The sequence below is a fragment of the Pseudoalteromonas sp. S4492 genome (assembly GCF_005886115.1).
Taxonomy (GTDB): domain Bacteria; phylum Pseudomonadota; class Gammaproteobacteria; order Enterobacterales; family Alteromonadaceae; genus Pseudoalteromonas; species Pseudoalteromonas gelatinilytica.
Genome location: NZ_PNCP01000026.1, coordinates 1 through 19,518, shown reverse-complemented (window position 1 = coordinate 19,518; position 19,518 = coordinate 1). Strand labels below are relative to the sequence as shown.

General features: G+C 41.7%; 23 protein-coding genes and 2 tRNA genes. 17 read left to right on the top strand and 8 right to left on the bottom strand.

The window, feature by feature from the left end; genetic code table 11:
- Positions 1-235: 235 nt before the first annotated feature.
- Positions 236-706, top strand: coding sequence for a DUF2721 domain-containing protein (locus CWC28_RS07860; protein ID WP_063700612.1), 471 nt, complete (start codon positions 236-238; stop codon positions 704-706).
- Positions 707-797: 91 nt separating this feature from the next.
- Positions 798-1,250 (top strand): c-type cytochrome, encoded by a 453-nt coding sequence (locus CWC28_RS07855; protein ID WP_063700610.1) that lies wholly within the window; start codon positions 798-800, stop codon positions 1,248-1,250.
- Positions 1,251-1,311: 61 nt separating this feature from the next.
- Here CWC28_RS07855 and CWC28_RS07850 read toward each other — a convergent pair whose 3' ends face one another.
- The gene (locus CWC28_RS07850) at positions 1,312-1,962 is read right to left on the bottom strand and encodes a cytochrome b/b6 domain-containing protein (RefSeq protein WP_063700607.1); all 651 of its coding nucleotides are present in this window, start codon (positions 1,960-1,962) and stop codon (positions 1,312-1,314) included.
- A gap of 152 nt (positions 1,963-2,114) precedes the next feature.
- Here CWC28_RS07850 and CWC28_RS07845 point away from each other — a divergent pair, with 152 nt between their 5' ends.
- Positions 2,115-2,822: an AzlC family ABC transporter permease gene (locus CWC28_RS07845; RefSeq protein ID WP_063700709.1), complete on the top strand. Its 708-nt coding sequence runs from the start codon at positions 2,115-2,117 to the stop codon at positions 2,820-2,822.
- Positions 2,819-3,118 (top strand): AzlD domain-containing protein, encoded by a 300-nt coding sequence (locus CWC28_RS07840; protein WP_063700605.1) that lies wholly within the window; start codon positions 2,819-2,821, stop codon positions 3,116-3,118. Before CWC28_RS07845 ends, CWC28_RS07840 begins: the two co-directional genes overlap by 4 nt.
- On the opposite strand, the gene CWC28_RS07835 is transcribed toward CWC28_RS07840, so the two are convergent.
- Positions 3,115-4,269 (bottom strand): iron-containing alcohol dehydrogenase, encoded by a 1,155-nt coding sequence (locus CWC28_RS07835; protein WP_063700603.1) that lies wholly within the window; start codon positions 4,267-4,269, stop codon positions 3,115-3,117. The genes CWC28_RS07840 and CWC28_RS07835 overlap by 4 nt on opposite strands.
- Before the next feature lie 162 nt (positions 4,270-4,431).
- Here CWC28_RS07835 and CWC28_RS07830 point away from each other — a divergent pair, with 162 nt between their 5' ends.
- Together CWC28_RS07830 and CWC28_RS07825 are read left to right on the top strand one after the other, a co-directional pair.
- Positions 4,432-5,298: a LysR family transcriptional regulator gene (locus tag CWC28_RS07830; protein ID WP_063700602.1), complete on the top strand. Its 867-nt coding sequence runs from the start codon at positions 4,432-4,434 to the stop codon at positions 5,296-5,298.
- A 67-nt stretch (positions 5,299-5,365) separates the two neighbouring features.
- Entirely contained in the window at positions 5,366-5,848 is a 483-nt protein-coding gene (locus CWC28_RS07825) for a glutathione peroxidase (protein ID WP_063700599.1), read from the top strand.
- Between the two features lie 52 nt (positions 5,849-5,900).
- Here CWC28_RS07825 and CWC28_RS07820 read toward each other — a convergent pair whose 3' ends face one another.
- Positions 5,901-6,089 (bottom strand): PA3496 family putative envelope integrity protein, encoded by a 189-nt coding sequence (locus tag CWC28_RS07820; protein ID WP_082389337.1) that lies wholly within the window; start codon positions 6,087-6,089, stop codon positions 5,901-5,903.
- A gap of 391 nt (positions 6,090-6,480) precedes the next feature.
- Here CWC28_RS07820 and CWC28_RS07815 point away from each other — a divergent pair, with 391 nt between their 5' ends.
- The gene (locus CWC28_RS07815) at positions 6,481-7,281 is read left to right on the top strand and encodes a YggN family protein (protein WP_063700707.1); all 801 of its coding nucleotides are present in this window, start codon (positions 6,481-6,483) and stop codon (positions 7,279-7,281) included.
- Between the two features lie 65 nt (positions 7,282-7,346).
- Here the strand turns inward: CWC28_RS07815 and CWC28_RS07810 are convergent, their stop codons facing one another.
- On the bottom strand, positions 7,347-8,789 hold the full coding sequence (locus CWC28_RS07810; RefSeq protein ID WP_063700597.1) for an aminotransferase-like domain-containing protein: 1,443 nt from the start codon (positions 8,787-8,789) through the stop codon (positions 7,347-7,349).
- 101 nt (positions 8,790-8,890) lie between these two features.
- Here CWC28_RS07810 and CWC28_RS07805 point away from each other — a divergent pair, with 101 nt between their 5' ends.
- Entirely contained in the window at positions 8,891-9,820 is a 930-nt protein-coding gene (locus tag CWC28_RS07805) for a DMT family transporter (protein WP_063700595.1), read from the top strand.
- 54 nt (positions 9,821-9,874) lie between these two features.
- Here CWC28_RS07805 and CWC28_RS07800 read toward each other — a convergent pair whose 3' ends face one another.
- Positions 9,875-10,723, bottom strand: coding sequence for a diacylglycerol/lipid kinase family protein (locus CWC28_RS07800; RefSeq protein ID WP_138624960.1), 849 nt, complete (start codon positions 10,721-10,723; stop codon positions 9,875-9,877).
- A gap of 324 nt (positions 10,724-11,047) precedes the next feature.
- On the opposite strand from CWC28_RS07800, the gene CWC28_RS21915 reads away from it, so the two are divergent.
- The 5 genes from CWC28_RS21915 (at position 11,048) to CWC28_RS07780 (ending at position 13,094) form a co-directional block, all read left to right on the top strand.
- A complete protein-coding gene (locus CWC28_RS21915; RefSeq protein WP_167350231.1) occupies positions 11,048-11,188 on the top strand; it encodes a hypothetical protein in 141 nt (46 codons plus the stop codon).
- 227 nt (positions 11,189-11,415) lie between these two features.
- Positions 11,416-11,506, top strand: a tRNA-Ser gene (locus CWC28_RS07795).
- 53 nt (positions 11,507-11,559) lie between these two features.
- A tRNA-Ser gene (locus CWC28_RS07790) sits at positions 11,560-11,652 on the top strand.
- A gap of 108 nt (positions 11,653-11,760) precedes the next feature.
- Entirely contained in the window at positions 11,761-12,261 is a 501-nt protein-coding gene (locus CWC28_RS07785) for a DUF4124 domain-containing protein (protein ID WP_167350230.1), read from the top strand.
- A gap of 68 nt (positions 12,262-12,329) precedes the next feature.
- On the top strand, positions 12,330-13,094 hold the full coding sequence (locus tag CWC28_RS07780) for an MBL fold metallo-hydrolase (protein WP_063700589.1): 765 nt from the start codon (positions 12,330-12,332) through the stop codon (positions 13,092-13,094).
- Here CWC28_RS07780 and CWC28_RS07775 read toward each other — a convergent pair.
- Together CWC28_RS07775 and CWC28_RS07770 are read right to left on the bottom strand one after the other, a co-directional pair.
- Positions 13,066-14,184, bottom strand: a complete 1,119-nt coding sequence (locus CWC28_RS07775) for an aminotransferase class V-fold PLP-dependent enzyme (RefSeq protein WP_063700587.1) — start codon at positions 14,182-14,184, stop codon at positions 13,066-13,068. The genes CWC28_RS07780 and CWC28_RS07775 overlap by 29 nt on opposite strands.
- The gene (locus tag CWC28_RS07770) at positions 14,184-15,353 is read right to left on the bottom strand and encodes a PrnB family protein (protein ID WP_063700585.1); all 1,170 of its coding nucleotides are present in this window, start codon (positions 15,351-15,353) and stop codon (positions 14,184-14,186) included. The genes CWC28_RS07775 and CWC28_RS07770 overlap by 1 nt, the downstream gene beginning before the upstream one ends.
- 113 nt (positions 15,354-15,466) lie before the next feature.
- On the opposite strand from CWC28_RS07770, the gene CWC28_RS07765 reads away from it, so the two are divergent.
- The 3 genes from CWC28_RS07765 (at position 15,467) to CWC28_RS07755 (ending at position 18,500) form a co-directional block, all read left to right on the top strand.
- Positions 15,467-15,928 carry an Lrp/AsnC family transcriptional regulator gene (locus CWC28_RS07765; protein ID WP_063700583.1) on the top strand — a complete coding sequence of 154 codons (462 nt, stop codon included), beginning with the start codon at positions 15,467-15,469 and terminating at the stop codon, positions 15,926-15,928.
- Positions 15,929-15,996: 68 nt separating this feature from the next.
- Positions 15,997-17,364, top strand: coding sequence for an alpha/beta hydrolase (locus tag CWC28_RS07760; RefSeq protein ID WP_063700581.1), 1,368 nt, complete (start codon positions 15,997-15,999; stop codon positions 17,362-17,364).
- Complete coding sequence (locus CWC28_RS07755) at positions 17,361-18,500, top strand: GNAT family N-acetyltransferase (RefSeq protein WP_063700579.1); 1,140 nt, start codon at positions 17,361-17,363, stop codon at positions 18,498-18,500. Before CWC28_RS07760 ends, CWC28_RS07755 begins: the two co-directional genes overlap by 4 nt.
- Here the strand turns inward: CWC28_RS07755 and CWC28_RS07750 are convergent.
- Entirely contained in the window at positions 18,477-19,067 is a 591-nt protein-coding gene (locus CWC28_RS07750; protein ID WP_063700577.1) for a DUF938 domain-containing protein, read from the bottom strand. The genes CWC28_RS07755 and CWC28_RS07750 overlap by 24 nt on opposite strands.
- A gap of 183 nt (positions 19,068-19,250) precedes the next feature.
- Here CWC28_RS07750 and CWC28_RS07745 point away from each other — a divergent pair, with 183 nt between their 5' ends.
- Positions 19,251-19,445, top strand: coding sequence for a hypothetical protein (locus tag CWC28_RS07745; RefSeq protein ID WP_036974335.1), 195 nt, complete (start codon positions 19,251-19,253; stop codon positions 19,443-19,445).
- Positions 19,446-19,518: the final 73 nt, after the last annotated feature.

The following is a 19,518-nucleotide window of genomic DNA, read 5'->3' as shown; positions in this document are numbered from 1 at the left end:
GATATGTTATGTTATCGTCTAAATAGTGATTGAAACTACGTTTCAGTCCCAATATAAAACGGAAAGCCAAACAAGAACAACATTTCCGTTACATTAGCGTTACATTCAGTACGCAACCGAACAACAAAACAGCTGTAAGCATATGTTTTTTTGAGGTTTAAACATGCAAGCTAGAGTTGTAAACATTTGTAAATGAACATCATGTATTGAGTTTTAATAAATAGAGTACGGTTAAATGAATTCAGAAGTAATCAACATTCTTACTATGGCAAAAGTGATTCAAACTGCTGTTGCACCGGTCTTTTTAATTACCGGTATTGCTGCAACGTTAGGCGTGCTTTCAAACCGCTTAGCGCGTATTACCGATCGAGCGAGACAGTTAGAGCGTAAGCTTAAAGTCAGTACCGATGAAGACTTCAATAAGTCGCTGACAACAGAGTTAAGAGCACTGTTAAAACGCTCACGCTGCATTCATATTGCATTTAGTCTGAGTGTACTCAGTGCTTTATTGGTGTGCGCCGTGGTCATGTGCTTATTCTTATCACACATTCAATCAATTAATTTAAGCGTGACGATTGCTAGCTGTTTTGTGGCTGCTATGGCACTGTTGATTTGTGGTTTTTTATCTTTATTAGGCGAGGTTTTCTTAGCAACAAGAAGCATGCGCCGCGGTATGATCTTCGCCGATATTGATATTAATGATTAATTAAGATTAACCGCAATACACTTGAATATTATATTGGGCTAAGATACAACTCAGTTAGTTTACTTTTATGACATCTTAAGGGGCAAAAGGAATGAAATTAAAACAATTAGTACTAGGTGCAATGCTTTCAACAATGGCACTGGGCGCATCAGCAAATTCTGTATTTGAAGAACCAAGCGATGCAATCGAGTATCGTCAGGCAGCATTTTCAATGATCCGCGTACAAATTGGTGACATGGGCGATATGCTAAAAGGAAAAGTACCTTTTGATGCAGAACGTTTTCAAAAGCGTGCAAACAATGCAGCGGCATTATCAAAAATGCCTTGGGAAGCTTTTGTAGCGGGTTCCGATAAAGGTGATACATCTGCACTTGCAGCTGTTTGGAGCGACAACGAAACCTTCATGAAAAAAGCAGTCGCTTTCCAACAATATGCTGATGAGCTAGCAGTAGCTGCACAAAGTGGCGACCAAAAAGTAATTGGTAAAGCATTTGGCGCATGGGCTAAAGGTTGTAAAGATTGCCATAAGTCTTTCAAAGACTAGTCTAGTAATCATTTAAACTAAAAAGGCGCTTATTAGCGCCTTTTTTCATGTTTTGAAGTTGCTACCCAAGCAAATAGCTGAGCGGCTCTGCGCCCCACGTCGTAAATAACACCACTAAGCATACTGCAAAAATAATAAAAGCGAGTACGGGTGATTTAGTGACTGGCTCAGTGACCGATACCTGATCGCTACTGCCCGTTAGCATGGGTTTTACTAAGTTCTTACCCTTGATACGGTAAATCACAATCGCCAGAATATGTAACACTATGGCATACAACAAAATATCAAAGTTTAGATGGTGCAACCAACCAGCAAGCTCTACGGTGTCTGTTGATACATGCGCCACCAGCGGGCCATCCGTTAAAATATCGTCACTAGTCATTAAGCCCGAGGTTAACTGCACAATAAGCAAAACAAAGAAAGCGATCACCATATAACTACCCGCCGCACCATGACCCGCCTTATGCTCACTGCTTTTAAACGATTTTATTGCCGCAACAGGCGAATGAATAAGTGCAGAGAGTTTTGCCGTTTTGCTACCAACAAGGCCCCAAACAAGGCGTGTAATAATAAGCGCCAAGGTAAAGTAGCCTGCAGCAAAGTGCAGCTCCAACATACCTTCTTCAGCACTAAAATAGAGTGTTGCGATGGCCGCAACTAATAACCAATGGAAGCTTCTTATAAAGCCATCCCATACTTTAACTTTAGACATTGTAACTTTCCCTTTAAAAGACGCTTATAACTTGCAGATATGAAATTTCAGCAACGGGTTCGGCTATACATTATTGCAAACTTCAGTTATTTTGACACACCTCTATTTCAGCCGTTTTGATCTGAGCCATAACAACAAACATGAGCGATAAGATGCATAAATCAACAATAAGAGCCTTGCTAAAAGGATTTTTCGACATGCTCCCCTTATGCCTTGCGGTGTTACCTTGGGGGATTTTATGTGGTTCGTTAGCTGTTCAAAATGGCTTCAGTGCTTTAGAAACACAAGCTATGTCGTTGTTGGTATTTGCAGGCTCAGCACAACTCGTTGCGATTGAATTAATGGCCGGCAATACCCCGCTTTTAACTATCTTATTTACCACACTCATTATTAGCTCACGGCACTTTTTATATGGTTTAGCTATTCGTCACAAAGTCATTGATCAACCCTTTCGTTGGCGCCTGCCTGTGAGTTTTGTATTGACGGATGAATTATTTGCTTTTTCGCATCATCGCAAAGCCTATCGCACAAAAGTGCGCCTTATTTATGCACTCAGTGCCGGGTTTAGTTTTTATATTGCCTGGAATATCTGGACCCTGCTTGGTATTGTCGCAGGAAGCCTCCTCCCCGATTTAACACACCTAGGGCTTGATTTCGCCATCGCAGCCACGTTTATTGCTTTAGTTATTCCGGGTGTAAAGAACCTTGCAACACTGGCTACTGTGATCACCGCTGGCGTTGTTGCAACGCTATTAAAAAATCAGGGCTTTCAACTTTGGCTTGTCACTGCGGCTCTTATCGCTATGACAGTGGGTTACCTAATTAGTCGCTGGCAGGCAAAAGAGGAGCATACACAATGATGACCACCATTTTATTAATGGCGTGTATCACCTTCTTCACACGTTACTTATTTTTGCACCGTGCATTACCGTTTAAAGTCGGCCCCAAAATGCAGCAATTCTTAAGTTTTAGCGCCCCAGCAGTACTCACCGCAATTTGGGTGCCCATTGTGTTTATTAATGACGAAGGGATAAATCTAGATTGGCAAAATCCCTACCTAAGTGCTGCTATCGTATCTGTTATCGTGGCTTATAAGACGCACAACATATACTACACAACACTGGCAGGGATGGGATTATTTATAATCTTAAGTTAAACGCTCGCTAGTAAAATCGCGCGGCTTTTTTCAAGTGTAACTTGCTCACGCTCACCAAGCGCCGTCATACCATGGCGCTCAAGCTGCGCAACAAGTTTATCTGCAACACTTTCATCTAGCTTATAATCGCTTAAACGAGTTGGCATTTTAACACTATGGAAAAATGCTTCTGTTGCAGCAATGGCGTTATCAATCGCCGCATCTTCATCGCTGATATCAAGACCTAACACTCGCTCTGCGTATTGTAATAGCTTGCCACGCTTCGTGTCTTTTTGCTCTGCCATCATACGCGGTAATACAATCGCTAATGTTTGTGCGTGGTCCAAGCCATACACCGCAGTCATTTCGTGGCCAATCATGTGGGTTGCCCAGTCTTGTGGTACACCTGCACCAATCAAACCATTTAATGCCATAGTTGCTGACCACATTATATTCGCACGCACTTGATAGTTATCAGGCTCAGAAAATGCTTTTGGCCCTTCTTCGATAAGGGTCATTAAAATCCCCTCAGCAAAGCGGTCTTGTAATTTGGCACCCACATCATATGTTAAGTATTGCTCCATCGTGTGCACAAACGCATCCACAATACCATTCGTTACCTGACGCTCAGGTAATGAGAATGTCACTGCAGGATCAAGAACTGCAAAACGAGGACGCACAAACTCACTGGCAAACGGCAGTTTGTCTTGAGTTTCTAAGTTTGATACAACACTGAACGTGTTTGATTCTGAGCCAGTTGCAGGTAATGTCAGTACAACGCCAAGTGCTACTGCAGATTTAACTTCAGCGCCTTTTGCTAAAATATCCCATGGTTCGCCAGTAAATTCTGCCGCAGCGGCAATAAATTTACTACCATCCACCACTGAACCACCGCCTACAGCTAAGATATAGTCAATTTGCTGCTCTTTAACCAGCTCTACCGCTTTCATACATGTTTGGTAACTTGGGTTTGGCTCAATACCCGCAAATTCAAACCAAGTATGCTCACTTAATGCGGCTTTAACTTGATCATAAACACCGTTTTTCTTGATGCTGCCGCCACCATAAGTAACAAGCACCTTGGCATTTTTTGGGATCTCATTTTGAATTTCTTTAATTTGTTGCTCACCAAAATGAATTTTGGTTGGATTTTCAAAGCTAAAATTTAACATGCTTACTCCCTTATATTTGTGAGTATTAATCAGTGACTCGACTATTGTAGTTGTTTTTATATAGGGATAAAGCCAGCAAATAGATAATCACTTTTGCAGACATGCAACAATAAACGACCTAAACTGCTATTAATTTACTGAGGCATTCTAGGGTACAAGATAATGTGGCAAGGCTTAGAGGAATTTTTATATGTTGTAGAGCACGGCAGCTTTACTCATGCAGCAAAGGCTATGGAAGTATCAACTTCACATATTAGTCGGCAAATACAACAACTTGAAAACCGTTTAGGCTCGGTGTTATTTCAACGCACCACTCGCAAAATAAGTCTTACCGATGCAGGCCGTGAATACGCAGTAAAATTAAAAGCAATTCGCCAAGAGTTAATCGATGCAAACAATCAATTACAAGGTGAACAACGTCAACCCAAAGGGCTAATTCGCATCACAGGAGCAGGCGAGTTCGTGGCAAACCAAGTTGCACCGAAAGTGGCTGAGTTCGTAAAGCGTTATCCTGAGGTAGAAGTCGATCTCGACTTTAATAGCCGCAACGTCAATTTAGTTGAAGAAGGCTTTGACTTAGCTATCCGCTTTGGCAGGATGCAAGACTCGAACTTAATTGCCCGCCCGTTATGTAAGCGTGCTATGACACTTGTTGCTAGCCCAGAATATTTAGCCAACCACACTCCCCTCAAAACACCTTACGATCTGGCTGAACATAATTGCTTAATAACCATGCGAAAACGTTGGCGATTTAATATTGACGAAGAAATCAAAGAAGTTCGTATTGATGGTAATTGGCGCAGTAACCACCCACAGGCAATTTTAAATGCTGCTGTAGCTGGAGTTGGCATCGCCCACTTAGCGTTAGATATTGTGGAGCCTTACTTAAAAAATGGCCAATTGGTTAGTATTCTGGATGAGTTTCAGGTTGGTGATAATGCATCTTGGTTAGTCTACCCAAGAAAAGATCTATTACCGTTTCGTGTACGTTTACTAATAGAACACTTAACCAATGCATTTGCTGATTAAAATTTACCCTTTTAGAAAAATGCCAAGCACGTTAGAATCACTGCAACAATAATAAAAAGTTATCACTATGAGCGAATTTCACCAACTCTCTGCTACCAGCCTACAAGGCCAAACCGTTGACTTTTCTGATTTTGAAAACAAGGTCGTACTTGTTGTAAACACTGCAAGTAAATGTGGCTTCACTCCACAATATGAAGGCTTACAAACACTGCATGAAAAATATCAAGAGCAAGGCTTAGTAATAATTGGCTTTCCTTGTAACCAATTTGGTAAACAAGAGCCTGGGGATGCGAAGGAAATTAAAGAAGGCTGCCTTATTAACTATGGCGTTAGCTTTTTAATGATGAGCAAAGTCGATGTGAATGGCGAACATGCTCACCCTGTCTTTAGATACCTAAAATCAGAGTTGCCGGGCTTTATTACCCGCAAAATAAAATGGAACTTCACCAAGTTTTTAATTGGTAAAGACGGCAAAGCCATTAAGCGATATGCGCCACTAACAAAACCTGAGCAGCTCGAGTCAGACATTGTTACTGCACTTAGCAAGTAACAATGTCTTAAAGCAATAAAGAGGCAAATTGCCTCTTTATCTAAATTTATGCTTAGTCGTTCAAGTACTCGTCAAAGTCGTCATCGCCTAAGTTTCTACGCAAGCGTTTTTGTTCAAGATAGTCTTCCAACTTCTTCTTAACGCGTTGCTTTTTCTTGTCGTGTTGATTACGCCCGACCATTTCGTACTCGTCTTCAACAAAATCGTCATCTAGCGCGTCATAACTAAATGTCTTACCCACAACCCACTCCATAAAGTGTTTGAGACCAATTCAGGAGATTAAAATTTGCTCGATGAATTGGCAAAGATTAAAAAGCTCAGTAGTAATTTAGTATCTAAAAAACCACCAAAATAAAGCCATACACCCATGCTAAATAGGCCATATGTCAATATTGTGAATAAATAGCGCTAAATTCGATTTCTGAAAAGTGAGAGTTTTTTATCGTTTCGATAAAACACATTTATGCATGTATATTTTTTAGTGAATTTGACTAAAAAGTGGTTAAAACTTTATTTTCATCACTTTGGTAAAAACAGCCAAAACAACACAACAATTTGAAATATATGAAATTATTAACTTTGGCATCTTAATTGATTATGTATTTGTGTCATTTCAAACAGGAAAGAAAAAAATGAAAAAGTTATTGTTAGTAAGTTCTTTATTTATCGCTACCAGCGCAATGGCTCATAACGATAATGATACAAATATTTCATTCAGCGGTGAGCAATGTGATGTTGAATTTAAAAATGATGTACGCATCACACCTAGCGAGTTAGAAGTATACACAGCCGATAATCGCACGATGAAAATCATCGATCAGCACACTTTGTATATCGATGGTCAAAGCGTATCGCTTGATGCTTCACAACAGCAAGCAATTGCAGATTACTCAGACAGCTTACGCAGCCAACTTCCTGAAGTAGCAAATATTGCGCTTGATGGCGTAAAAATCGCAGGCGTAGCAATTGAAGAGGTATCAAAAGCCTTCAATATTGACGGCCTAAACGACATTTCAGAATTAATGGACGATATCAGCGTAGAAGTGCAAAACGCTTTCTATCAGCAAGGTGCGTTCACCATGGGTCAGCAAAATTTCGAAAAATTTGGCCAAAACTTTGAAGACCAATTTGATGAGCAAATCGAATCAGCAGTCGAGTCAGCCATGATGCAATCGATGGGCAGTATTTTAGTGGCGCTAGGTTCTGAGCTTTTAGGCTCAGGTGGCGACATGGATGAATTTGAACAACGTATGGAAAACATGGGCGCACAAATCGAAGCGCGTGTAGAAACACAGGCAGCTCAACTGGAAGAGCGCGCAGATGCATTATGCGGCAGCTTTGCAGATATCGCTCACAAAGAACAAGAGTTAGTGGCGCTAGTACCAGAGCTAAGAGAGTACCAACTATTTACTTTCAAACAGAACGCAGAGTAATTGACGAATTAACATCCCTGAACCAAAAACTTGGTCCTTTCGCGCAGAGCTTGCTCTGCGCTTTTTTATTTTTTGGCCAGCACAGTCAGTTGCGATAACGTTTTAATCGCCTGCTCTAAGTTTTCAGACCAAGGCAAGCCATAACTTAAACGAAAACAGCTACGGTACTTTTTACCCGCTGAGAATATCAACCCTGGTGTAATGCTGATCCCCGCCTCTAGTGCCAAATGGAATAACTTTACCGCATCATATTGGCTACCAAGATCAACCCAGATAACACAGCCCCCTTGCGGGTTACTAATACGCGCACAATTTGGCATATATTGCTGCAGGCACCAAATCATGCGCTCTTTGTTGGTGCTTAAGCGCTGTCTAAGCAAACGAATGTTACGGTCGTACTCTCCGCTGGCTATAAACTCATACAAGGTCCACTGGTTTATAAGTGGCGCAGAGCAACTAAGCGCGCGTTTATGCCGTCTTGCTTGTTCTGCAAACTTACCGGCAATGATCCAACCTATGCGGTAACTGGGGGCAGCTGTTTTTGAAAACGACGCGCAGGTGATCACTAAGCCCTTTTTTGAATAGGCCTGTGCAGGCGTCGCACGCTTGGCTGTAAAATGTAAGTCGCCATAAACATCATCTTCAATAAGCACCACGTCGCGCTGCTCCAAAAGTGCCACTAATTGCTCACGCTTGGCATCAGGCATAAAGCTGCCAACAGGGTTATTTAATGAGGTAGAAAACACACAGGCTTTTATATCATGCTCATCGAGTGCTTGAGCCAAGTCATCTAGCCATATTCCTTCATCAGGACACAGCGGTATTTCCAGTGCCTTTAAACCTAAGCTTTCAATTAACTCGATAATGCCAAAATAACAAGGCGACTCGATTGCAATAACATCACCGGGTTTAGCGACACACTTAAGGGCAATCGCCAGTGCCTCTTGAGCACCGTTGGTGATCACTAATTCATCGCTATCAACCCCAATACCAAAGTCCAGATAGCGATGAATGAGTTGCTTTTTAAGTGGTGCAAAGCCATCCATTGGGCCGTAATTAATTGCCGATGCGCCAGCCAGTGTCATTACTCGGCGCATTGTTCGTGCCAGCGCTTTATCTGTTGGAGCTGCGGCCACAGGGTTGGCGATACCAAATGGCACCACATTAGCTTTATGGATAGCGCTGTAGACTTGCTCAATCAAGCCTTGCTTATTGACTGTGGTCGGCTCTCGACTGAGCCTAACTCGCTTTGGACGAGACTGATTTAACTGTGAAGACTTTAAAAAGTAGCCTGACTTTTCTCTGGCTTCGATCAGCCCTTGCCCTTCAAGTAATTGATACGCTTGCTTTACCGTTGGAATACTAATGTTGAGCTTATCAGCCATTTTTCTGAGCGAAGGTAATTTTTCACCCGGTAATAACGAGCCTTGCAAGCAAAGATCTCTAACTAGCTGAATAACTTGTTGATATAAGAACTCACTGTTACTACGACTGATAACTTGTGACATAGCCCACCAAACTGTATAGGTTGCATTTCTAGTTTTCTGTATATGTTAAGTATACAGAAGCGAACTAAAATGAACATACTTTCAATTTTTAGGTACTAACTATGAAAAGCGCCGCTCTCTACCTTGCTACAGTATTGATCTGGGGATCGACTTGGCTAGCTATTGAGTTTCAACTGGGTGATGTCGCTGTTGAGGTCTCTTTATTTTATCGCTTTGCCATTGCAGCCATTTTAATGTGGGCCTTTGTGCTGGTAAAAAAACTCCCTATGCAATATTCACTGCGTGATCACGGATTTTTTGCATTATTGGCTTTATTTAACTTTGGTTTAAATTATTTAGTGCTGTATTGGGCGCAGAATTATCTCACCTCAGCAATGGCCTCAATTGCCTTTTCGATGTTGCTATTAATGAACATTATTAACACCCGCTTGTTCTTCGCCAAGCCAATTGCAAAACGAATTTACTTTGGCGCACTACTTGGCGTAATGGGTATTGCCAGCTTGTTTTGGCCACAAATTCAGCAATTCGACTTGAGTAATGGTGCGTTGGTCGGGTTACTACTTGCGCTGTCAGGGACCTTTGTGGCTTCATTGGGAAATATGGTCAGCGTTCGAAACTCTCAGCGTAATATTGGCGTACTTCAGGGCAATGCCTGGGGCATGTTATACAGCGCTTTAGGGCTAGCTGCTTATGTTTTAGTAAGCGACGTTGAGCTGACATTGAATGCCCCAACCAGTTATTGGGTATCGCTCTTCTATTTAGCAGTATTTGGTACCGTAATCGCATTTGCTTGTTACTTCGCGCTACTTAAAAATATCGGCCCTGAGCGAGCAAGCTATGTAATCGTATTGTTCCCGCTGGTTGCAGTGGTTTTAAGCACCTTATTTGAAGGATTCGAATGGCAAGCGAATACCTTTATGGGATTTAGCTTGGTGCTATTCGGAAATGCTATCGTGCTAACTCCAACTCGACAAATTAAAGCATTTTTTGCTGCACGTAACCTACAGCAAAAAAGCTCCATCCCCAGTTAGAAGTGACTATGTCGCCTCTAACACCAAGCGCTGGCAAATTTTGCCGGCGCTTTTTTATGGCACATGAAAACGAAGTGCTTGTTTGTGAATCTTAACTTTAGCCGGAGTAAAACCAACGAGCTCACCATCGGCTTCTATAGCCAGTCCTTTCGAGGTGATCTCGGCAGTCGTTAAACGGGTATATTCCAGCGCGTGCAAACTATGATGCTTTACGAGCAGTAAATACAAAAAGCTGAGCAGGTTTTTCAATAAACCGCCAGCTGGCATGCAGTAGCAATCAAGCTGACCATCATTTAACTTTGCCCGAGGGGCAATCTTTAAGCCACCACCAAAGTAATGATGATTAGCAAAAATCGTTGCTAAATTACTGTAGTTGAGTGCTTTACCATTAAACTCACCCTGAAGTGATCGTGCCCGAAATGAAAATAGCTGTTTGATGCCCTGCCAAGTGTAGCCAAACGAGCTAAAACTTCCGGCTTTATTTAGTTTAGTCACGACTTCAGCGTCAAAACCTATTCCCGCCACATTAATAAAATAGCGTTGATTGATTTGTCCAACATCGATTAATTCTGTACGGCTATTAAAAACAGCTTCATACCAAGCCTGTTGTTTACACGCAAAGCCACGAGCAAAATCATTTCCTGTGCCTGCTGGAATTAACGCGATAGAACAGCGACTCGTCATTAATGCATTAACGGCTAAATGCAGCGTCCCATCACCACCAATCACCACAACTTGAGTCTGGTTATTAGCCAAAAGCGCAATATCAGCGCAATCATTCTCAAACTTGCCTGTGGTTAAATACAATTCAGGCTCAATCTGTCTTTTTTTACATTCTTTTAGTAGCCAATCAACACTGTTTTTATGATTTTTTTTGTCACTTGGCTTTATTATTATCAACATCAACGGTTACTTCTTTTCTTGCATGGCAAAAACACCACGCTCGTTCAAATTATATTAATCTGAATAATTAATCACTTTCTCACTCTAAAAACGCATAAATAAAAACACCAAAAGCTAAAAACCTTTATTTACTTACACTTCAACGCAAATGCAATTGCATAAGCATGCAGAGCAATGTGTATTTAAAAACTTAACCCCATGTTAATAAAAGGCTTTCAGATTAGAAAAAGTTATCCGATAGACTCAATTTTTATCGTTTTATTTTTGTCCAGTTTGGTTGCAAAATACTCACGTTTTCAACCAAACACAACCCGGAGCAAAGTAATGAACCCAATTAATACATTAAACCAAAACGCTGCAGCTCATGTTGCCGTAAAACCAACAAACCGCAAAGCAAAAATGTTGGCAAAACTAAATCGCTACGGCAAAAAGTTAGCTCTTGGCGGCGCAGTACAACACAAGTAATCCCCAACCATGGTTACTTTATCGGTGCAGTAAACACCCAACCACTAACGAAGATCCTTCTTTAGCTCCTCCGTTTACTGCCCCAACCCCCTTCTTTTAAGTTAAAAACAGCAAATAATTAAACCTTTTTACAAAAAACCCCCTCTTTACGCTCAAAAAACAAGCAAACAAACTTTTTCCTATTTACACAGCCGATTCAGCTAAGTATTATTCTCGCATCACGATGTGGAGAGATGGCAGAGTGGTCGAATGCACCGGTCTTGAAAACCGGCAGGGGTTTGTAGCCCCTCTAGGGTTCAAATCCCTATCTCTCCACCACTTATTTTTATTTGTTGATTTATTTCAGCAAATTACAATCAGAATTATGCGCTGGAGAGGTGGCCGAGTGGCCGAAGGCGCTCCCCTGCTAAGGGAGTATAGGGTTTGTAGCTCTATCGAGGGTTCGAATCCCTCCTTCTCCACCATTTTATTATTAAAAACCGCTTTTAAGCGGTTTTTTTATGCCCGAAACCTTGCACACTTCATTATATTTCATGCATGCTAAGTATCTATTTGCTACACAAAGTGATGCTATGTTTCGTTTTGCATTTTTTACTCTTGCCCTATTTGCCAGCGCCAACAGTCAGGCCACTATTTATAAGTGCATGATTGACGGGGTTGCCACCTTTACAGAGCAGCCTTGTGGTAAAGACGCAGTAATCGTGAAAATTGCACCGCCACCAGCAACTAACCAACCCCCAGCCACAGAGCAGCCGGAAAAACCACAAAAGCCTGCGGACTTAAGTGTTGAGGATTATTTAAAAATTCAAAAAGCCGATCGCGAAATAGACCGCCTTCAGTTAGAAATCAAAGAACTACAAAAACAACAAAGTGAACGCATCGATAAACTCAATAATATGACGCAAGATGCCGCAAACAGGTTAGGTGCGCCTTCTATTGAAGATGCTATCAGCAAACAAAGTGAGCGTATTAACGCTTATTATAAAAGCCAAATCACCATCCTCGAAAAACAGGTAGCACAGTTAGAAGAAGGCAAGAAACAGCTAACTGAGCAAAACAGCCAGTCCAATTAGTCTAGCTTACCAAAACTGGTCAGACATGATATAACAGGTTTGCTGATTAAGTTTAGGGATCAATCGTTTTGCAAATTCACACGCTCGAAGGTTATATTCAAAATATCTATTTGGTTGAATATCCAGATAAATTGATGCTGCTTGATGGGTGTTGCCGTGCTGATGTGAATACTGTATTTGACTATATTACCGAGCAACTCAAGCGCCCCATCACAGACTTAAAACTGATAGTAGTCACCCATATGCACCCCGATCATGCCGGTGGAGCGCATGCATTAAGAAAGTTAAGCGGTGGCAAAATAGCTACGTCGAACGCCCCTGGGCAATGGTATAGAGGCATTGCTGGTTTTTTAATGCATTTAACCGATATCGCTTTGGCTTGGTGGGTCGCCGGTAGGTTAAATAAAAAACGCCACAATCTTTGGTACAGCCGCCATTTAGATGCAGATTATTACCTTGCCACAGATGCAACCCTACCGGGTTTTGACGATTGGCAAGCACTGCATAGCCCAGGTCATACAGACCGAGATATTAGTCTGTATCATATTCCTAGCGAGCGAATTTACATTGCTGATTTATTGGTAAAAGTAAAAGGGCAGCTTGTGCCACCCTTTCCTGTTTTTTACCCAAAGCTGTATTTAAACTCTTTGTTAATGCTAAAAGCGCTGCAACCAAAACGAATTATGTTTGCCCACAGTAACGAAGTTAGTATTGATGACATCGACTTTGAGCAAATTTTAGCGCTGGTCCCCGAAAAACCAATGACGCACTGGCGTTCCGTCAAAGCAAAGGCCCGACAAGCACTTAATTTAAAGCGCTTTTCACAGTCTTGATAAATTTATCAATATCCTGCTGCTCATTATAAATATGAGCTGAAACTCTTAAACCTAAGTGACGTTCATCAACCGCAATATTCGCTGCAATAAGCGCAGCTTTTACAGCCGCTTGTTGCTCGCCAAAATGCATAATGGCCGTTCCAGAGCATTTGTCAGCCTGTATTGGTGAACGCATATAATCAGCTAATTGATCATGAAACTGCGCGAGCATTGCTAAGTTATGAGCGCGTACTTTCTCAATACCAAGATCAGCAAAGTAATTAATACTATGCGAAGCCAAAATATAAGGTGCAACTGAGGGTGTGCCACCCCAAAAGCGCAACGCGGTTTGATGATAAGCAAAGTGCTTAATATCAAACTCAAACGGATTTTGATGAGAAAACCAGCCAACATCTTGTGGCTGACAAAGTGATAGCTGCTTGCTGTTAACCCATAAATAAGCAGCACCCGGTCCACCACATAGCCATTTGACACTCGAGCCCAACATAAAGTCGGCATCTAGCTTAGTTAAGTCGACCTCTAAAATACCTGCAGACTGCGCAACATCAAGTAAGCTCAATGTGTTGTGTTGTTTCGCGATATTTATAATTTCATGAATAGGCGCTTGCTGACCCGTGTTTGAATAAACATGGCTAATAAAGACTAAATCAATATCATTATTCGCTAAATATGACTGCCAAACCTGCGCATCGGTTAAGTCTTCATGCTTATCAATAAACACGATTTCAGCACTTTCAGGTAGGGCTTTTTGCATTGCAAAACCCATGCTTGGAAAATCACTTTCTGCCATCAACACTTTGCAATTTTCTTGTTGCAGTCGCTGGTGCGACATCAAAAGCTTAGTTAAACCACTCGATAAGTTAACTTGTGGGCAAAATAGCTCACTGTGCGAGTTAAATAATTTAGCGAGACTACTCGTAAATGCCTCGACACCTTGCAGCCACTGTTGCCATGGTTCTTTATTTTCATGTTGCCAAGCGGCAAAAAACTGCTGATGAAAATGCTGCTCAGCAGATTTTAATGGTCGCCCAACAGAGTGGTTAAGCAAATAGCTGCCTTGTGGAATTACAAAATCGTTTTTGTTCATTACTTAATCCACTGTTTTAACTTAGTTAAGTCATCGAAACGAGTGCGAATATCATCCCGCTTTACTGCCGCACGGCGATCACGCAACTGCTCTAGTGAGTTTAGTAACACATGCAAAGGCGGCCCACTGGCTGTGACTTTATCCATATGTTGTTGCTGCATTTGCTGTGAAGGCTGCGCAATATATTTACTGACCAATTGATTATGATGGCCAATGGCAGTATCACCATGCAGTTTACACACTTGAATGAACAGCTTTAAGTTAGTTTGTAACCATTCACTATCGCGCTCAGCTTCTGCCGCTAAGAAGTCATCCATAATACTTGTCATACGCATGCTCTCACGCAGGATCTGCTGATCTTCAGGCATCATATACAAGAATTTATCCACCAGCATTTGCGAGTAACTAGGTTCATTAGCAAAGCAAAGACCAAGTAATAAATCGATGACATTAATGCCCGCAAAATCACCGGCATTCGCACCTCGATATACCTCTTTACCTACTCGGTACGGCTTGTAATACGGACGTACACAATAGAAAAAACGGTCTGTGTCGAGCTTGTTATATAGCGCATTATTCGAATCAATCACATCAAGCAGCGCTTGTTTTGCTACTGCCAGTAAATCAGCCGTGATAGGGTGCGATATCCCTAACGGCTGAATTTTTAATAAAGCATCTGCCGCGCGCTTATACGCTAAAATGCCCTTGGTGTTGTAATCGACAAAGATTTTCTCATCTTCAAGGTCAGTAAAGCGCTTATACAAACCATCAACCGCTTTATTGTGGGTGGTTAAATGCGCCGTTGCAAATCGCGGGGTTACACCAATAGATGCACCGATGTGCATTGCCAACGCAGAGGCTTCAACAAGCGGTGAGCTTGTTTCACGAGAAGGCTCAGTGATTTCATGTCGACGGCATGCCGCCATATACAAACCAACATTACCTAATAAATCGAAGGCGTTATCAAAGCCTTCATCGGTATTGCCCTCAGCCAGTAAAGCACAAATATGCTCATTACCCTCTTGCTCTAATTGACGTTTAAGGTGCTCACCGACACCCTCTACATTCGCTTTATCGTCTTGTTGCCAATATAGTTTTTCTAATTCGCTGTTGATTTCAACAAAACGGGTGCGAAGCCAGCTATCAAATGCCTTGGTGTTCTCAGTCACAGGCTCACTCCAAAATAATTATATTGCGATAATGTTAACAGAGTTCAATGAGTGCTAATCGCCAAAATATAGACTAGAATCCACCTAGATTAGTGAAAATCACTCAAATTAAAATGAGATTAGACAAAAAAGACCAACAACTACTTAATGCTCTACAAGACAATGCAAGAACTTCTGTCTCGGAGCTGGCCCAGTCTGTTAGCCTGTCAGATACCCCTTGCCTTCGCCGCATTAAAAAGCTCGAATCAGCAAATGTGATCAGCGGTTATCATGCTGCCATCAATCCTAAAGCCGTTGATTTAAATGTGTCTGTGTATGCCTTTGTTCGCTTAAACCAAAACTCTGTTGCCGCTGCTGAGCAATTTGAACAGCAGGTTGAGAAGCTTGAACATGTGCTTGAGTGCTCTGTTATTTCAGGCAGTTATGACTATCTACTCAAGATTATTGCCGCTGATTTAGAAAGCTATGAAAGCTTTGTGAAACATAAATTAGGTAGTATTGATTGTATTGCTAACATCGAGTCGACGGTGGTTTTAAAACAAGCGTTCACTAAGCGTCATTTACCGCTCGCTTGACGCAGCTTGCTTGCAAATAAAACATAACTCGATAAGCTAAAAACAGGCTTTAAAAGGATGCTTAAAATATGAAATTCATCAACTTAGTTGCTCTTTCTTGGGCCATCAGTGGACTATTTAGCAGCCCATTAATGGCACAGCAACAAACCTGCCTTACTCAGCTTGAAGACCAAGCACTAATGATGAAAAGTAAGCGCGAAGGGCTATTTAGAGAACCATTACCAGGCAGCCATAGCACCTTTAGCTATAATATCGAGCAAGCATTTAGTGACTATTTAACCGCTGCGTACCTGCAAATTAGTAGCGAAAATCCGCGTGCTAGTTTGCCATGCCCTGTCTACACCGACACCTATCAGCAGCTTGTTGCACAAGGCGCTCGACCAGCTAACGCGACTGTTGCTGATTTAATAAGCCCATTTGAACTTAAACAGGCCGATAGCCGTAAAGCCGTGCTCTTGATCCACGGTTTAACCGACTCACCCTTTACCTATCACGACCTTGCACAGGTGTATTATCAACAAGGTTATACGGTGCGCACAATTTTACTACCTGGGCATGGTACCGCTCCTGCAGCACTTAGAGACATCGATGCCGATGATTGGCAAAAGGCTAGCGTGTATGCCATTGAGCGCACATTAAAAGACTTTGATCAGGTGATATTAGGGGGCTACTCAACGGGTGCTGCACTGGTTATTGATTACTTAACTCAAGGCCCGGTCGATAATAAAATTACGGCTGCTATGTTGTTTTCACCCGCAAGCGAGCCACACAATAAAAACGGTTGGCTGGCGAAATGGGTCGATGCGATTCCATTTGTGAATTGGATTGATAAAGATGCGGACCTTGATTTTGCCAAGTATGAGTCGTTTCCATTTAGTGCTGCCTCAGCTAGTCACGAAGCAATGAGCCGTATTAGCCTTGATGAACTACGTCATCGCCAACTGCCTAATTTAGCGATATTTAGTACCTTTAGTGATATTGACACCACAATAGATAACCAAGCAACCTTTAAGATTTTAACTAAGCTGCACGACCCAAAAACGCGCAAAAATAACCAGCTTGATCGCCTTGTATACTATGGGGATGACAAAAACATCCCAGCTAGCTTTCCAGCTGATTACCAAATAATTCGTGATGACTGCGACACCGATGACTGTAAAAAAATCAAAGGGATGTCACACATTGGTATCGTTAATAAACCCAGCAACCCTTACTACGGTCGTAAAGCTTTGTATCGCAATTGCGGCAGCTACTTAGATGACGACACGCTTTATACAGCCTGCAAATACCAAAAAGACGTTGTGATGGGTGAGCGCACAGCCGAAAATTTACAAGCGCACAAGCCCTTTGCGCGACTCACGTTTAACCCTTATTTCGATAAGCTTGCTATGCATATCAACGATTTTATCAAAGATATTGAATCGGCTGCACAATGACTGAGTTTAGCCACCGTTGGTTTAATCAAATAAGCGAGATTGATGCCGCTCTTTGGCAATCATTTTTTGATGATACGCCCTTTACAGAACACGCTTTTTTAGCTGCTTTAGAACAAAGTGGCTGTGTGAGTGAAGAGTCGGGCTGGCAACCCATGCACCTAGCAATTTACCAGCAAGAACAAGTCATAGCCCTACTTCCCGGGTATTTAAAACACCACTCTTATGGTGAATATGTATTTGACTGGGCTTGGGCTGAAGCCTATCAACAACATGGCCTAGAGTATTACCCTAAATGGCTGTGTGGCGTACCCTTCACACCTATTGCAGGGCAACGAATTAGTATAAATCACAATAAGCCCGCTGAAGTCTATGCGTATATTCAGCACATACTCACAGCAACGGTAGCGCAATTAAACTGGTCAGGTTGGCATATAAATTTTTGCCACCAGCAACAAGCGACAGCATTAACTAGCGACACCGTAATGCAACGTCATGGCGTGCAGTTTCAGTGGTTTAATGAAGGCTATAATGACTTTGAGGACTTTTTAGCTTCACTCACCGCAAGAAAACGTAAATCGCTCAAAAAAGAACGCGCTAAAATAGCTGAACAACAGATAACCATAGAATGGCTCGAAGGCGCTGACATCAACAAACAGCATATGCAGAAATTTAGTCATTTTTACCGCCAAACCTATTTGAAGCGCTCAGGCCACAATGGTTATTTGAATACCGCCTTTTTTGAGTTATTACAGCAAAGCATGGCCGACAAACTGGTGTTAATGTTCGCTAAGTATCAAGGAGAAGTGATTGCCGCCACACTCAGTTTTAAAGATCAGAACTGTTTATATGGTCGATACTGGGGAACAAATTATGAGCTTGATAGTTTGCACTTTGAGCTTTGCTATTACCAAGGCATTGAGTACTGCATTACCAATAAACTTAAAAAGTTCCATTCTGGCGCGCAAGGTGAGCATAAAATAAGCCGCGGTTTTAAGCCCGTAAATACCTATTCATTGCATCATATTCAGCACACTGAGTTTGCAGCAGCGATTAGTGATTTTATTACTAGAGAACGCCAACATATGGCGCTCTATAAAGCCCAATGCGAAAGCTTACTGCCTTTTAAACAGCAATAATTGGTTATTCGCTGGCATTTGCACATCTTCAACAAAGGTTAAGCCAGCTTGCTCTGCAAGTTGGCAAATCGCTTCAAAATCACGGATTGCACTATGTGCATCTTGCTGTTTTAAAAAAGCATCGAATTCTGCATTACTGGCACTGGTATACTTACCTTGGTATTTAAATGGTCCATAAATACACAATTTACCTTTAGGCGCTAAATGCTTTGCTACACCTTGGAAAAAGCGCTCCACCAGTGGCCAGCTAATAATGTGCATTGTATTCGCAGTGAAAATTGCATTCACTGTTTCAACCGGCCAAGGATCATTAAGGTCAAGTGTGAGTGGTGCATGCAAGTTAGTTAATGCAGCTTCTTGATGCCATTGTAAAATCCCAAGGTGATTAACCTCGCGATCACTACAGTGCCACTGTAAATGTGCTAAATGCGTTGCAAAATGCACACTATGTTGCCCTGTGCCTGAGCCGACTTCTAATACATCCGTCACATCAGAAAAGAACGCTTCTAATACGTTTAAAATAGGTAATTTGTTGTTTTCACAGGCTTGAGAGAAGGGTTTATCCATACAAATTAGTGCACCATGTTTGGTAATTAGTGCACAACAGTAAAGCAAAAATAAATAACAAAGTCGCGGTGAATTTATTAATTAAAAATATAAAGCAATAATTTTCAGCTAGTTACGAACTTTTATCAATATTGGTACAGCTTATGCTTTTTCATATGTGAATTAACCAATAGGAGCAATATTATGTATATCTCACCCTACACCGCTGTAGATGCAGCGATTGCAGCCAGCGAACGTGCTGAAAGCGAAAAAGCCGCCTTAACAAGTTGTGACGACAGAGCAACCGTGATCGATCTTCTTTCTCAATGTAACAAAGAAAATGTACAGGCGCCGAAAAAACATGAAACAGACCAGATTTTTATTCTCGGCTACAATTAATCACACACAGTTAATCCATTCAGTCTTAGCTTCATTATATAAGACTTGCACTAAAACCGATTAACTGTAATGA

Coding starts and splice junctions, on each gene's coding strand:
- CWC28_RS07860 (WP_063700612.1), top strand. CDS start 236: ATGAATTCAGAAGTAATCAACATTCTTACTATGGCAAAAGTGATTCAA.
- CWC28_RS07855 (WP_063700610.1), top strand. CDS start 798: ATGAAATTAAAACAATTAGTACTAGGTGCAATGCTTTCAACAATGGCA.
- CWC28_RS07850 (WP_063700607.1), bottom strand. CDS start 1,962: ATGTCTAAAGTTAAAGTATGGGATGGCTTTATAAGAAGCTTCCATTGG.
- CWC28_RS07845 (WP_063700709.1), top strand. CDS start 2,115: ATGCATAAATCAACAATAAGAGCCTTGCTAAAAGGATTTTTCGACATG.
- CWC28_RS07840 (WP_063700605.1), top strand. CDS start 2,819: ATGATGACCACCATTTTATTAATGGCGTGTATCACCTTCTTCACACGT.
- CWC28_RS07835 (WP_063700603.1), bottom strand. CDS start 4,269: ATGTTAAATTTTAGCTTTGAAAATCCAACCAAAATTCATTTTGGTGAG.
- CWC28_RS07830 (WP_063700602.1), top strand. CDS start 4,432: ATGTGGCAAGGCTTAGAGGAATTTTTATATGTTGTAGAGCACGGCAGC.
- CWC28_RS07825 (WP_063700599.1), top strand. CDS start 5,366: ATGAGCGAATTTCACCAACTCTCTGCTACCAGCCTACAAGGCCAAACC.
- CWC28_RS07815 (WP_063700707.1), top strand. CDS start 6,481: ATGAAAAAGTTATTGTTAGTAAGTTCTTTATTTATCGCTACCAGCGCA.
- CWC28_RS07810 (WP_063700597.1), bottom strand. CDS start 8,789: ATGTCACAAGTTATCAGTCGTAGTAACAGTGAGTTCTTATATCAACAA.
- CWC28_RS07805 (WP_063700595.1), top strand. CDS start 8,891: ATGAAAAGCGCCGCTCTCTACCTTGCTACAGTATTGATCTGGGGATCG.
- CWC28_RS07800 (WP_138624960.1), bottom strand. CDS start 10,723: ATGTTGATAATAATAAAGCCAAGTGACAAAAAAAATCATAAAAACAGT.
- CWC28_RS21915 (WP_167350231.1), top strand. CDS start 11,048: ATGAACCCAATTAATACATTAAACCAAAACGCTGCAGCTCATGTTGCC.
- CWC28_RS07785 (WP_167350230.1), top strand. CDS start 11,761: ATGTTTCGTTTTGCATTTTTTACTCTTGCCCTATTTGCCAGCGCCAAC.
- CWC28_RS07775 (WP_063700587.1), bottom strand. CDS start 14,184: ATGAACAAAAACGATTTTGTAATTCCACAAGGCAGCTATTTGCTTAAC.
- CWC28_RS07765 (WP_063700583.1), top strand. CDS start 15,467: ATGAGATTAGACAAAAAAGACCAACAACTACTTAATGCTCTACAAGAC.
- CWC28_RS07760 (WP_063700581.1), top strand. CDS start 15,997: ATGAAATTCATCAACTTAGTTGCTCTTTCTTGGGCCATCAGTGGACTA.
- CWC28_RS07755 (WP_063700579.1), top strand. CDS start 17,361: ATGACTGAGTTTAGCCACCGTTGGTTTAATCAAATAAGCGAGATTGAT.
- CWC28_RS07750 (WP_063700577.1), bottom strand. CDS start 19,067: ATGGATAAACCCTTCTCTCAAGCCTGTGAAAACAACAAATTACCTATT.
- CWC28_RS07745 (WP_036974335.1), top strand. CDS start 19,251: ATGTATATCTCACCCTACACCGCTGTAGATGCAGCGATTGCAGCCAGC.